Raw genomic sequence first — 12,301 nt, forward strand, 5'->3', positions numbered from 1 at the left:
TTCCTGTTTTCTCGTGGAGACCGCTTTGAATTCCTTCTTCACCCGCATCATCGCCGTGTTCGAAATCGCCGGCGGCCTGTTCGGTCTGGTCCATCAGTTCGAGCGTCTGCTCAACGGACGCTTCAGCGGTGTCGATGCCATCGTCGCCGTCCTCGGCGTGCTGCTTTTCGGCTTCATCCTGATCGCCGGCGTGTTGCTGGCCAGCAACGACGGTCGCGGCACGCAGATGTCGATCTGGGCCCAGTTCCTTCAGGCGCCGCTGATCGCCACCCCGATGTTCAGCTATGCGCTGTCCAGCGGCGCCTTCGCCAACCTTTCGGTCACCCTGCAGCGCTCGCCGCACCTGGGTTTCGACTGGGCGATCGCGGAGCACGGGTGGTTGCTCGCCCTCGGTGGCCCGTCCGCCGCGCATCTGGGAATCAACCTGCTCGCCCTCGTTTCCTGGCTGGTCCTGCGCTTCGGCCGCTGAGCCCCGGTATCATGGGCGGATGAATACGCCAGCCCTGCCCGCCATCCGCCTCAAAAACGACCGCGTCCCCGGCCACCCGTGGGTCTGGTCGGCCCAGATCGTCAAACCCGACGACCGCCTGCCGCCCGGCACCGTCGTCGACGTCCACGATGCCCGGGGTCGCTTTGTCGGGCGGGGTTTCTGGAATGGCCACGCCCGCGTGGCCCTGCGCCTGCTCACCACGGACGCGGACCAGTCGATCGACGAGGGCTGGATTGCCGCCCGCATCGCGCGTGCCGTCGAACTGCGTCGCGAGCTGCTCCGTCTTGACGAGGTCAGCGACGCCTGGCGTGTCGTGCACAGCGAGGGCGACGGCCTCTCCGGCCTCGTCGTCGACCGCTACGCCAATCACCTCGTGGTCGAGTATTTCGCCGCCGGCATGTGGCGCTTCCGCGACGCCATCCACGCCGAACTGCAGAAGCACTTCCCGGGCGCGTCGCTGTACTGGTTCGCCGAGCAGCACGTGCAGCGCCAGGAGTCCTTCGACGTCCGCTCCAACGAGGCGCCGGCCGCGGTCGACGTGCACGAGCACGGCCTGTCCTTCCATGCGGCGCCGGGCCTGGGTCACAAAACCGGCTTCTTCGCCGACCAGCGCGACAACCGTCGCCGCTTCGCGCAGCTGGCGCGTGGCCGCCGCGTGCTCGACCTGTGCTGCAACGCCGGCGGCTTCGCCGTGCACGCGATGAAGGCCGGCGCCCGCGAGGCCACCGGTGTGGACGCGGACGCCGCCATCCTGGAGGTCGCCCGTGAAAACGCGCGCATGAACGGCGTCGAGGCGACGTTCGAGCAGGGCGACGTCTTCGAATGGCTGCGCGCCGCGATCGACCGTGGCGACACCTGGGACGCGATCGTGCTCGATCCACCCAAGCTCACCCGCGACCGCAACCAGGTCATCAACGCGCTGAAGAAGTACTTCGCGATGAACCGCACGGCGCTCGACGTGCTCGCGCCGGGCGGCATCCTGCTCACCTGCTCGTGCACGGGCCTGGTCGGCGAGGACGATTTCCTCGAGATGATCCGCCGCGTCGCCCTCAACGCGGGCCGCGAACTGCAGGTCCTTCACGTCGACGGTACCGGCGCGGACCATCCCGTAGCCAGCAACGTCCCCGAGAACCGCTACCTCAAGGCGGTGTTCTGCCGCGTGGGCTGACGAGGCGTTCACCGGGCCTTGATCGCCCGCTGGCCCACACTCCGGGCCATGTCCAGGAAGCCGCCCACCGACGCCCTCGTGGTCGTCACCGCCGAACAGGCCCACGCGAAAGCGGCGGGCCTGGTGTATGTCTGCGACACCGACGCGGGCATCACCCGATGCAAGCGCGGGCGGGCGTTTTCTTACCTCGACGCCGAAGGCAAACGGATCACCGACGAGGATGTGCTTGCCAGGATCCGTGCCCTGGCCATCCCCCCGGCGTACACCCGCGTCTGGATCTGCCCGAACGAACGCGGCCACCTGCAGGCCACGGGACGCGACGCTCGCGCACGCAAGCAGTACCGTTATCACGCGAAGTGGCGCAACGTCCGCGATCGCGGCAAGTTCGAGCGCGTCATGGAGTTTGGCAAGGTGCTTCCGGCCCTGCGACGTCGCCTTAGCAAGGACCTGGCTCTGCCGGGATTGCCACGCGACAAGGTGCTGGCTCTGATCGTCAGCCTGCTCGAGGAAACGATGATCCGCGTGGGCAACGACACCTACGCGAAACAGAACAACTCGTTCGGCCTGACCACCCTTCGCTCGCGGCATGTAGCCGTCCATAAGGGGCGCATCGAGTTCCACTTCCGCGGCAAGAGTGGCCAGTGGCGCGACGTGGAGCTGGACGACCGTCGGCTGGTGAAGATCGTGCGCCGCGTGCAGGAGCTGCCCGGCCAGCGCGTCTTTCAGTACCTCGACGACGAGGGCAACCGGCAGCCGGTGGATTCCGGGATGGTCAACGACTACCTGCGCAGGGTGACGGGCGGGGAATTCACCGCCAAGGATTTCCGTACCTGGGGCGGTACTGTGCATGCCGTAGCTACCCTGGCGGCAACGCCGTTACCGGACAAGGGCGGACAAGCGGCTTTACGCGCGACGCTGGCGGGTGCCGTAAAACAGGTAGCTTCCGTGCTCGGCAATACGCCTGCGGTCTGCCGCGCGTCTTACATTCACCCCGAGGTGTTCGAGGGGTGGCTCGTCGGCGAACTTCATCGGCATGTGCCACCTACCGGCCTCCATGCACCGCGCAAGTTGGAAGCGCTGACCCTGGCTTTTCTGCGACGGCGCCTTCGTGCGTCCGCCCGCTCCCGCTGACGCATGCGGATGGCTATAGTGCGCACACGGGGTTCGCGTTCCATTTTCCAGAGGTTGGTTTGACGATGTCGCGGTGGAAGGTGTTTCCCGTCATGTTCGGTCTGGCGACCGTGTCCGGTGCGCTGGCCCAGGAGGCGCCCGCCGCGCCCCCTTTCGCCCTCCCCGATGCGCAGAGCCACCGTGGCGTCGTCGACGACACGTGGATCGTCGCGCCGAAACGACTCCCAGGCGCGACGCTCGCGGCGGTGAAGAACTACGCGGATGAAGGTGACATCGCCGCCGGCGTCTCGCTGCGCTATCACATCGATGGCGCGGACTGGATCATCGCCGACGTGTTCATCTACCCCGCCGGCGAAGGCGATTCGTCGAAGATGCTGAAACAGGCCGCGGACGACTTCCGCGAATCGGTCGACTTCGCCGAGCGCCAGCAGATCTACCGCAACGTGTGGTGGGGAGACGAGGCTCCCTATACGGCGTCGCTGGCGGGTGGGAAGAAACTCGAGGGGCGGTTCCTGCCGATCGTATTCGATGCGCAGCAGGACATGCTGACCTCGCGCGCCTACCTGTTCTACCGCAAGCTGTACTTCGTCAAGATTCGTCTGAGCACGACGGTGGACGCGGTCGATTCCCTGGCAGAGCGCGCCGACAAGTTCATCGGCAACCTGCTCGACGGCGTCGATATCGTCAGTGTGGGCGGCTGCGGCAAGAAGATGGACATCATGGCGCTGCCGAGCGGGCAGACCGCCCCGGCGGATTTCACCGACAGCGTGAGCCCGGACGGTTTCGGCATCGCCATCAGCATGTCGAAGGCGGGTGGTGCCACGTACGCCACGCAGATGACCAGGGCGATGGCGGTTGCCGCGCGTCGGCAGCTCGCCACGGGCTGCACGTCACTCAACTACAAGCCGCCGGGTGACGACAGTGTGCGCGCGGTGCTGCACTTACGCTTCGGGCCCGAGGACTGGGGTGCCGCGCCGCGACACTGATCGGAAGAAGCGGCCGGGACGCGTCCCACGCCCGGCCGCTGTCGGTCACCGTGGCGAGTCGTTCTCAAATCCTTGAGCCGACCCGCCACCGGCGGCGACACAGACAGCATGACGGTCGTTGCCGCTTTGGCATATAGAAGAATTCTGAAAAATCGCGCGGATCGCAAGCGACCGCCTCTCCACGTCGCCCCGACTGTCGTGCCTTGTAAACTGTCGTCTTCACCCCGCCGAGCGAGCCGATGACCACGAAACCGCGACCGTTTTCCATGATCCGCGACTTCGCGCTGGCCGACTGGTTCACGCTGGGCAACGCCGCCAGCGGCGTGGGCGCCCTGTTCTCGACCATGACCTACCTGCAGGAAGGTGGCGTCTGGCACCTCTACATGGCATCGGGGCTGGTGTTGCTGGCACTGATTTTCGACGTGCTGGACGGACGGATCGCGCGCTGGCGCCAGCGCGCGTCGCTCATGGGTCGCGAACTGGACTCGCTGGCGGACGTCATCTCGTTCGGCGTCGCCCCCGCCGTCATCGGCTACGGCTGCGGTATGCAGGGCGGACTGGACCGCGCCATCCTGCTGATGTTCGTCTGTTGCGGCGTGTCCCGCCTGGCCCGCTACAACGTCACCGCCGAAGCCCACGCGAACGAGGAAGGCAAGGTGACGCACTTCGAGGGCACGCCCATTCCGACCTCGATCGTCCTGGTCGCGGTGCTCTGCGCCGCGTCGGCCACCGGCGCCCTGCACGAACGGATGTGGCTCGGCAGCGTCCAGATCGCCACGCTGGGCCTGCATCCGCTGGCCCTGATGTTCGCGGTCTCCGGCGCGCTGATGGTCAGCCGCACCCGCATTCCGAAGCTTTGAGCGGGCAGGCGCCAACCTTGCTCAGGCCGTGACCGGCCGCGCCGGTTGACGGCGCCACGCGCGCAGGCCGATCACCGCCAGCACCACGAATCCCGCGTACAACACGGCCGTGACCGGCAGTGCCTTGTAGATGTATTCACCGACGTAGAGCACGTCGACGACGATCCAGAGCCACCACGCAGCGACGTGTCGTCTTGCCTGCCACCATTGCGCGACGAGGCTGAACGCGGTGAGCCCGGCATCGAGCCACGGCAGGGAGGCGTCGGTCCAGCGATGCATCGCGTAACCGAGGGCCAGTGCCGCCGCCGCGCCGACCGCGAGGTGTGTAAACGCACTCCGACCATCCAGATCGGCGACGCGGACGTGACCGCTCCCATCCAGATTGCGTCGCCAGCGATGCCAGCCGTAGAGGATCAACAGGGCGAAAGCGATCTGTAGCAGCGTGTCGGAATAGAGCCTGGCGTCGACGAAGATCCACGCGTAGGCGATGACGGAAACCAGCCCCACCGGCCAGCACCACGGACTGCGTCGCGCCGTGAGCCACACGGCGGCTGCGCTCACCAGCGCGGCCGCCAGTTCGAACCACGACAGCTCAAAGTTCATAGGTCACCGAAAGGCGGGCCAGGCGCGGCATGCCGGGGAACAGGTAGGCGTCGCCGCCCGAGGTACCCGTGTCGCGCCAGTAGAAGCGATTGAAGACGTTATCGACATTCAGACGCCATGTCATCGCATGGCCGCTCACGGTGGTCGCGTAACGAAGCCCGGCATCGAACACATGGTAGCCGGGCACGCGCGTGGCGCCGTCCGGCGTCGCCACATTGCTGCTCGCGTAACGCCAGCCGCCCAGCACGGCGAGTCCCTGAACGAAGGGCAGGCTGTAGTCGGCATAGACGGCGGTACGCCAGCGCGGCACGTTGACTACCTGGTGGTCTTCATAAGACGGCGCGCCGGTATTTTCCGCACGCGCGCGGATCGCATTGGCGCTCGCCGTGATACGCAGCCGGTCGGTGACCTGCCCGGCAACGTTCAACTCGACGCCCGTATGCACCTCCTGTCCCTGCTGGACAAAGGTGAAGCCTTCGGCTGTGTCATCCGCACGTGCAAACTGATACGACTGACGGATGCGATACAAGGCGGCCTGCAGGTCGAGCACATCGCTCACGGCATATTTCACACCCGCCTCGACCTGGCGCGAATGCAGCGGTGCGAGCGTCGTGCCGCCGTTGGAGGTCCAGTAAGGCGCTTCTCGACCGAGCGAGATGCCTTCGCCGTAACTCAGGTACGTCGTCAGCGGCGTTGTCGGCTGCCACAGCACCGCTGCCTGCGGCAGCGTCTTCGTCTCACGTGTGTCGCGCTCGAGTGCGCCGGTGTCGTCGTAAGCGCGCTCGTCCAGCTTGACCAGGCGCGCGCCGGCCAGAACCTGCCACTGCTCACCCATGTGGATGCGATCGATCGCGAACAACGTGCGCTGCCAGCTGGTCAGGCGACGCACGGACGCGCCGGGCTGGTTCGGCGACGGGTCGAAAACGGGCACGACGCGATCATCGATGTTGGCCGTGCCGACATAGTCGTAGACGTAAGGACGCTGGTCGACCGTGCGACGGAACGCGCTGGCGCCGAGGTTGATCTCGTGATCGAGCGCACCGGTGGCGAAGCTGCCCGTGACCACGCCACGCACCTCGTCGTTCTGACGCGTGTCATCGGGGCTGCGGTAGTCATAGACGTCGTAGTCACCGTTCGGTGCGAAGAAGTAACCGGGTGTGGCACCCGATGCGCACGACTCGGCGTAGAAGCACCCATAGGCGAACGCGACGTTGTCGTCGATCACCGTATGGCTGTGACCCACCGACACCTGCGCGTTCCATGTGTCGCTGAAGCGGTAGTTGAAGCGCAGCGAGGTGTTGCTCGAATGGATACCTACCGGTCGTTGCCAGGGCTGGTAGCCGAGCAGTCGGGTGCGACTCGGGTGCGCCGGAATCGCCGTTCCACCGAGCAGCTGATAACCCGATGCGGAATTGCCACCGCTGGTCTGATAGTCGGTGTCGAGGAGCAAGGTCGCCTGTTCGTTGATTTTCCAGTCCGCGCCGAGCGACAAAAAGCTGCGACGCCCGTCGGTGTGTTCGATGGCACCGTGCGTCTTTTCGTTGGCGGCATTCACCCGCACGCCGAACGACGGGGTAAACCATGTGCCAAGGTCGAGCGCTTCGTAGCTCGAGCCGTGCGAGTCGGTGCCGAGCGTGAGGTTGTGCACCTCGGCTGGACGCTTGCTGACGTAATTGACCAGGCCACCCGGCTCGACCACGCCCGCCTCGAGACCGCCGAGACCCTTCAGTACTTCGACGCGCTCCTTACCCTCCAGCGCCTGCAGCTGCTCCGCGGACATCATCATGCCGTTGAAGCGAAAGCCTGTCGCGAGATCCAGCGGAAAACCGCGGATGGATACGTCCTGGTAGTAACCCGCCGGCGCGTAGTTGTCGTTGATCGCCGCGTCTCCGCGCACCAGCTCGCTGAGCGTGCGCGGCTGGCGATCGTCGATCTGTGCGCGGGTGATCACGGTGATGGCAGCCGGCGTGTCGTGCAGCGCCGCGCTGCCGAAGCTGCCGAAGGTGTCCAGCTGCGAGTCCGCGGCGTGGTAGCCGTCGGTCGCCGACGCGTGCACGTCGATGGTCGGCAGGGTGCGGGCCTGCTGCTGCGGGGCGGCATGGTCGTCCGAGGCCTGGGCCAGCGGAGCGAGGGCGAGCAGGGCCAGGGCGAGCGGGGTACGGGCAAGAGTCATCGTCGTCTTCGGGTTCACGGACGAAGCGACGGCGAACCACGCCGCCCGACAGGGCGTTTGTGGTTCTGCAAGCTCCCTACGCCGGTACTAACCGGGTCAGGTTCCAAGGGACTCTCTCAGCCCGGCGTATGCCGGGCACCCCCGCTTCTAGAACGCCTATTGAAGCACGAAATGTCAGCGCGCGTGACGGAGGGCGTCGAGCAGTCCCTGCCCTTCGGTCCCGGCGAACCAGCGGGCATGGCCCAGCAGGAAGGTCCGATAGGCCACGTCGGCGTGATCGCGGCGCCGCGTGATGCCTTCGAAATACTGCACCTCGGAGAGCGCGAAATCCACGTGGACGACGGGCAGGACATCGGCAAGCGCGGCCAGGTCCGCCGGAGCAAGCGGCCGGACGGACCGATAGCCGTCGAGCAGGCCGAGAGCCAGATCGATACGGGCAATCCCGCCCCGTTCGATGTCGAGCCACGCGATGGCGTTCCGCTCGATCGCCGTAGCCAGGTCGAACAGTGCGAACGTGCGCGCGGACAGGCCGAAGTCCAGCACGTCGGTGATTCGTCCCGCATCGCTCGCGTCGCTCCAGCAGAGATTGGAAACGTGCCAGTCGCCGTGAGTCCACAAAGGCGTTTGTCGCGCTACGGCCAGGGTCGCAGCCTGCGTCCAAGGGCCGAGAACCGTACCCACGTCGTCGCGCCAGTCGCGCTCGCTCAGATAGGCGGCGAGCGCCGGCCGTCCGGGCAGCTGTCCGGCCAGTACCGAGACGGGGTCGGACGCCGAGAGCATCTCGGCACGGGCGACCAGCAGGTGGGTTCCCCGCTGCGGCGCATCGTAGCCTTCCGCCGCAAGGTGCAGCCGCGCGAGCATCGCACCCGCGGCATGCGCATGCGCGGCGCCGCCCGCGGGCGACCACGAAAACGCGTCGCGGTAGACATCGTTCCCGGTCGCGGAGCGATGCACTTCGTAGACCCAGTCGCCCCTGGACACCGAGGAGCGGCCGGTCGCGTCAGCGAGGATGTGCGGCACAGGGATACCGCCGGCCCGCAGGTGCGCCGCGAAGCGATGTTCTTCGGCCAGCGTCCGCTCGTCGCGCAGGCTCATGTGGTGCCGTTTGACGAAGACCTCGCCACCTGCGGTGGTGACGCGTGCCGCTGCCGAGAGCGGACGCGGGCTGTGCCAGACGATGGCGTACGGCCCCTTCAGCGAGGGATAGCCGTCGAGCAGCGACGCCACCTCGTTTTCCGCCAGCGGCGGCCAGTCCGGCGCCTGCTGGTCGCCCGCGAGGCCGTGGGAAAAGTGGACTTCGTCGCTCATTCCGCCAGTGTATCGAACCCGCCATGCTCGTCTCACCCGCGCGCGAAATCGGCAAATTTACCAATTCGCCGTTTATTCGATGGCGAGCGGGCCGATAACCCTTCAAACTAAGCATGCCGAGAGCGGAAAGCGTCGCTACCGACTGCTCCGATCGGCCACCCGGGAGGCAAAAGGGGTCGAATGTGCGTGCACTGAACAAGGATCCGTTGGTCTGGGGGCGCTATGTCGCCGTCGCGGGCGCGTATGCCGCCTGCTACGAGCTCACGCGCAACTTTTCATTTTCGCACTGGATGCTTCCTGCCGGCCTGCGCCTGGCCTGCCTGCTGCTTGTTCCCCGTCGCTTCTGGCCCGCGCTCGCGGTCGGCGAAACCCTGCCCGTCGCTGAAATGGCTGCGCTGCATGCGCACGCGTTCGGCGTGCTCTGGGCCTGCCTCGTCTCGATCCCGACGATCGGCCTGTGCATGCCCGCGGTGATGTGGATCCGGCGTCATGCGGACCTGCGTCGCGCCGACGGCCAGATCAACATGAACATGATCATGGTGGCGACGCTTGCCTGCGCCCTCATTGGCGGCGGTGCCAGCACCTTTACGCTGTCGATCGTGCAGATGGGCGACGGGTCGCCCAATCCCGTGGTCGAAGTCCAGGACTTCCTGATTTATTTCCTGGGTCAATACCTGGGCGCGCTTACGCTGACGCCGACCATCATGGCGATGCGCGAGCGCATGGCTGCCCTGCCCGGTGGCATCGTCACCTGGCAAGCCGTGCGGTCCAGCCCGCTGGCACGCGATACGTTGCTGATCGTCGTACCCTCGCTCGCGATCCTGATCTTCCTCGCGTCACAGGTCGTCGAAGGTACCGCCGCGCTGCAGAGCGTACGCATGGCGATGGCGGTTCCCGTCATCCTGCTGACCTGGCGGCACGGCTGGCACGGCAGCGCGGTGGCCGGCATGCTCGCGAGCATCGCTCTCGCATCGACATCGTCGTTCCTGACGGAGCCGCTGATGATCCAGGCGCAGGTCGTGCTGTCGCTGGTGATCTTCACGTCCCTGCTGTTCGGTGTACGAGTGGCTCGCCGCATCGCGGCGAACCACCCGGTGGTACTGAAAGGCGCCTGCCGGGAACCCAGTCAGCGCTGACCGAAAGGTCCCAGGCGGAACGACGCCCCGGTCTTTCCCTCGTGCTCGATCACGGACCGTGACCATTGCAGTCGCGCACCGTGGGGCATTCGCCGGCAAGACGAGCCGTAATACGCACGGTTCCATCCGGCTGCGTGGCGGCCTTCACCTCGACCGTGCCGTCGTTATAGACGGTCTCCGACGTGCCACTGGCCGGGGTGTTCAACGGTTCGTCCGGCGTGGAGACGCCGGACGCGTCGGAACCGACCGGCGTACCCACCAGCGCGTAAGGCGTGCGGGCGACCGCACCGCGCACCTTCCCGCTCGCGTCGTTGACCTGGATATACCGGGTCGTTCCGCGCTGGAAGACATAGACGTGGTAGTTGGGGCTGGCGCTGACGTCGGTCGTGTTCGGCCAGGACTGACCCAGTCCCGACAGAGCGGTCTGTGCGTGAGCGGCCCCGAGGCCGAGCGAAGCGACGACGAGGCAAGCGAGCGTAGAGCGGGCAAAGCTGCGCATGGTGGATCCTCCTGGGCTGTGTGGAGCAAGTCTGGGCGCTGTGCGCTACAGATCCTGCGACTCGGTCAGGGCAGTGCCATGACCGATTTATCCACTTTCGCCCATCGCCAGAGGCCCCTGTCGGGCGGCTGCCGATTACGCTCACAGCTGTACCTTCGCCGGGCTCCCTGGCACGCCTGGGGTTCACCATCGTGAGGATCACGCGCGCGCAGAAAAAGAAAAGCCCCCGATTTCTCGGGGGCTTTTCAGTGGTGGCTGGGAGACTAGGAACTTACGTCACCTGCCACATCCCGCGGCCCTGCTGGCTCTGCGGAGGGGGCAGCCGTCCAGGATTTGTCCCAGTGAGTTGACCCACGGTAATGTTAGCAGGTTAAGTTCACGGCGCAGCCTGCTGTCACTCTGAAACACTTCATTACTTAGGCTTCCGTTTTTTCGTGAGTATCGCGCCCGAGTCGTTCGAGGCGTCAGTATCCTCGCTTGCTTGCTGCTTTGGCATCCGCATCTTGGTCCAATCTTCCGCCAAAGCCTGTCGGGCCCGCCCGCGCTTCACAAATTCTTCTTGCACCATGTCTTTGGGGATTCTGCCATTCCTAGGCCGAGGGGCACCTGGCAAAGCGACTTCAAGCATCGGCATTCGCCTCGAAAGCTTTCCGGTTGCCGCTTCAGAGTCCCTATCGCTGAGAGAAAGCCAGCCAAATTGGGGGCTTAGCACTTCTGATGCCCCGGAGGTTAGAAGGAATGCCAGCTCAGCCTTGGTCAGGATCTCCAACTGCATCGATGCCCTGCCAGAAACGCCTTGGGCTTGCTCTCCGGCATACGCTTTTCTAATTTCATCAAGCTGCGCGACGGTATAGGTCGGGAGGCCGTCTTCAACATAGGTTAGATAATGCATCCAATCAAGACACTGAGTGTCGTCAGGCGCAGCGGGGCGGCCAATTGCATTCAAAACCTCGTGACCATAACGCACAAGCCGCTCAAACTGAGACTCCTCCGATAAATTCCCATCCGCTGGGGCGACGCGATGCACATTAAGAACTTCTGGAGTCAACGCCTCTGGTCGCTTTGCTTGAAACACCGCAAGCCGATGATTGTTAGAGCCGATGCTTATCATCAGTCCGAAGTCGACTCCGGTGCGCGACTCTGAGTCAAAATATCCCTTGGTTTTACGGTAGCGCAGCCAAGTGATTTCTTGGCCGCCTTCGGACTCGATTCGACTAGCCCATGCCGCATTGGCAGCAATCGCCCCTAACAAGGCGCCCGTGACCGTTTCTTCGTCCGCCTGCGCAATAAGAACCCCGCAGGAGAGGTCCAGGCAGGCTGACTGTAAAATCATTTGCAACATGGATGGAACGCCATCAGGGTTTAGGCTGCTTAGCTCTCTCTCTAGCGCCTCGCGCATTCCCATATGCATTCCTTGTTGGTTAGGACCCGGATAATATGTCCTAAAGGGCAAGCACTCAAATCATGGCTAGCTTTTGCGAAAAAAGTGGGCGAAGTTTGACCCGAAGTTTAAATTAACGGCGGGTTCCACAATTCGTGACATGGCCATTCTCCAGCACACGGGCTGCTTCCACGATTTGAAAATTTGGGCGCTGAGCCTGTCAATGACGTAAGGGTATCCAACCGATTCCCCGTCAATCCAAGCTCGAACATGGTCGGCCTCCGCTCTGCTGACTCCATCTCGTTGCAGGGCTATGCAACGTGCTAACTCACGCTCCATGAGAATGCGGTTTGAGAGGTGACGCCAAAAACGCCAAAGCTCTGCCAGGGAAGAAAAGTAGGTGGTCTCGTAGCAATGGAATCCGCTGGTCAGTAGCCAGCCGCGTGAAGCCCCGCCGTCGAAGCGGGCGAGAGTCAAACCAAGCGAACCGAAGAAGCAAATGCTGGCGGCGGCGTTCATGGGGGGATCCGAGTCCTAAGTCCTACTGGACTCGATCCATACCGTAC

At 64.8% G+C, this 12,301-nt stretch carries 12 protein-coding genes and 1 riboswitch; of the genes, 6 read left to right on the forward strand and 6 right to left on the reverse strand.

Annotation, left to right across the window (positions count from 1 at the left end; translation table 11 throughout):
* The first annotated feature begins 25 nt into the window (after positions 1-25).
* The 5 genes from BLT40_RS09670 (at position 26) to pssA (ending at position 4,635) form a co-directional block, all read left to right on the forward strand.
* The gene (locus tag BLT40_RS09670) at positions 26-469 is read left to right on the forward strand and encodes a hypothetical protein (RefSeq protein ID WP_090352778.1); all 444 of its coding nucleotides are present in this window, start codon (positions 26-28) and stop codon (positions 467-469) included.
* 19 nt (positions 470-488) lie between these two features.
* Positions 489-1,658 carry a class I SAM-dependent rRNA methyltransferase gene (locus BLT40_RS09675; protein WP_090352779.1) on the forward strand — a complete coding sequence of 390 codons (1,170 nt, stop codon included), beginning with the start codon at positions 489-491 and terminating at the stop codon, positions 1,656-1,658.
* Between the two features lie 48 nt (positions 1,659-1,706).
* Positions 1,707-2,789, forward strand: a complete 1,083-nt coding sequence (locus BLT40_RS09680; RefSeq protein ID WP_090352780.1) for a DNA topoisomerase IB — start codon at positions 1,707-1,709, stop codon at positions 2,787-2,789.
* 65 nt (positions 2,790-2,854) lie between these two features.
* The gene (locus BLT40_RS09685; protein WP_079520353.1) at positions 2,855-3,775 is read left to right on the forward strand and encodes a hypothetical protein; all 921 of its coding nucleotides are present in this window, start codon (positions 2,855-2,857) and stop codon (positions 3,773-3,775) included.
* Positions 3,776-4,014: 239 nt separating this feature from the next.
* Positions 4,015-4,635 carry a CDP-diacylglycerol--serine O-phosphatidyltransferase gene (gene pssA, locus BLT40_RS09690; protein ID WP_079520352.1) on the forward strand — a complete coding sequence of 207 codons (621 nt, stop codon included), beginning with the start codon at positions 4,015-4,017 and terminating at the stop codon, positions 4,633-4,635.
* A gap of 21 nt (positions 4,636-4,656) precedes the next feature.
* Here pssA and pnuC read toward each other — a convergent pair whose 3' ends face one another.
* From pnuC to BLT40_RS09705, 3 genes are all read right to left on the reverse strand, one after another.
* A complete protein-coding gene (gene pnuC / locus BLT40_RS09695) occupies positions 4,657-5,226 on the reverse strand; it encodes a nicotinamide riboside transporter PnuC (protein ID WP_036117052.1) in 570 nt (189 codons plus the stop codon).
* Between the two features lies 1 nt (position 5,227).
* Positions 5,228-7,411 carry a TonB-dependent siderophore receptor gene (locus BLT40_RS09700; protein ID WP_090352782.1) on the reverse strand — a complete coding sequence of 728 codons (2,184 nt, stop codon included), beginning with the start codon at positions 7,409-7,411 and terminating at the stop codon, positions 5,228-5,230.
* Between the two features lie 56 nt (positions 7,412-7,467).
* A riboswitch (TPP riboswitch) is annotated at positions 7,468-7,564 on the reverse strand.
* A 21-nt stretch (positions 7,565-7,585) separates the two neighbouring features.
* On the reverse strand, positions 7,586-8,719 hold the full coding sequence (locus BLT40_RS09705) for a phosphotransferase (RefSeq protein WP_090352783.1): 1,134 nt from the start codon (positions 8,717-8,719) through the stop codon (positions 7,586-7,588).
* Between the two features lie 182 nt (positions 8,720-8,901).
* On the opposite strand from BLT40_RS09705, the gene BLT40_RS09710 reads away from it, so the two are divergent.
* Positions 8,902-9,855 carry an MASE1 domain-containing protein gene (locus BLT40_RS09710; RefSeq protein ID WP_176809139.1) on the forward strand — a complete coding sequence of 318 codons (954 nt, stop codon included), beginning with the start codon at positions 8,902-8,904 and terminating at the stop codon, positions 9,853-9,855.
* Positions 9,856-9,904: 49 nt separating this feature from the next.
* Here BLT40_RS09710 and BLT40_RS09715 read toward each other — a convergent pair whose 3' ends face one another.
* The 3 genes from BLT40_RS09715 to BLT40_RS19965 all read right to left on the reverse strand — a co-directional run bounded on the left by BLT40_RS09715 (position 9,905) and on the right by BLT40_RS19965 (position 12,254).
* On the reverse strand, positions 9,905-10,354 hold the full coding sequence (locus BLT40_RS09715) for a hypothetical protein (protein WP_079520348.1): 450 nt from the start codon (positions 10,352-10,354) through the stop codon (positions 9,905-9,907).
* 412 nt (positions 10,355-10,766) lie between these two features.
* A complete protein-coding gene (locus BLT40_RS09720) occupies positions 10,767-11,753 on the reverse strand; it encodes a hypothetical protein (RefSeq protein ID WP_143025863.1) in 987 nt (328 codons plus the stop codon).
* Between the two features lie 69 nt (positions 11,754-11,822).
* Entirely contained in the window at positions 11,823-12,254 is a 432-nt protein-coding gene (locus BLT40_RS19965; protein ID WP_143025864.1) for a hypothetical protein, read from the reverse strand.
* Positions 12,255-12,301: the final 47 nt, after the last annotated feature.

It is taken from the genome of Dyella sp. 333MFSha, from assembly GCF_900102405.1.
In the GTDB taxonomy this organism is placed as follows: domain Bacteria; phylum Pseudomonadota; class Gammaproteobacteria; order Xanthomonadales; family Rhodanobacteraceae; genus Luteibacter; species Luteibacter mycovicinus.

Bases quoted from the DNA above. Each gene is read 5' to 3' on its own strand.
- BLT40_RS09685 (WP_079520353.1), top strand. From the start codon at position 2,855: ATGTCGCGGTGGAAGGTGTTTCCCGTCATGTTCGGTCTGGCGACCGTG.
- BLT40_RS09700 (WP_090352782.1), bottom strand. From the start codon at position 7,411: ATGACTCTTGCCCGTACCCCGCTCGCCCTGGCCCTGCTCGCCCTCGCT.
- BLT40_RS19965 (WP_143025864.1), bottom strand. From the start codon at position 12,254: ATGAACGCCGCCGCCAGCATTTGCTTCTTCGGTTCGCTTGGTTTGACT.
- BLT40_RS09705 (WP_090352783.1), bottom strand. From the start codon at position 8,719: ATGAGCGACGAAGTCCACTTTTCCCACGGCCTCGCGGGCGACCAGCAG.
- pssA (WP_079520352.1), top strand. From the start codon at position 4,015: ATGACCACGAAACCGCGACCGTTTTCCATGATCCGCGACTTCGCGCTG.
- BLT40_RS09720 (WP_143025863.1), bottom strand. From the start codon at position 11,753: ATGCGCGAGGCGCTAGAGAGAGAGCTAAGCAGCCTAAACCCTGATGGC.
- BLT40_RS09715 (WP_079520348.1), bottom strand. From the start codon at position 10,354: ATGCGCAGCTTTGCCCGCTCTACGCTCGCTTGCCTCGTCGTCGCTTCG.
- BLT40_RS09680 (WP_090352780.1), top strand. From the start codon at position 1,707: ATGTCCAGGAAGCCGCCCACCGACGCCCTCGTGGTCGTCACCGCCGAA.
- BLT40_RS09675 (WP_090352779.1), top strand. From the start codon at position 489: ATGAATACGCCAGCCCTGCCCGCCATCCGCCTCAAAAACGACCGCGTC.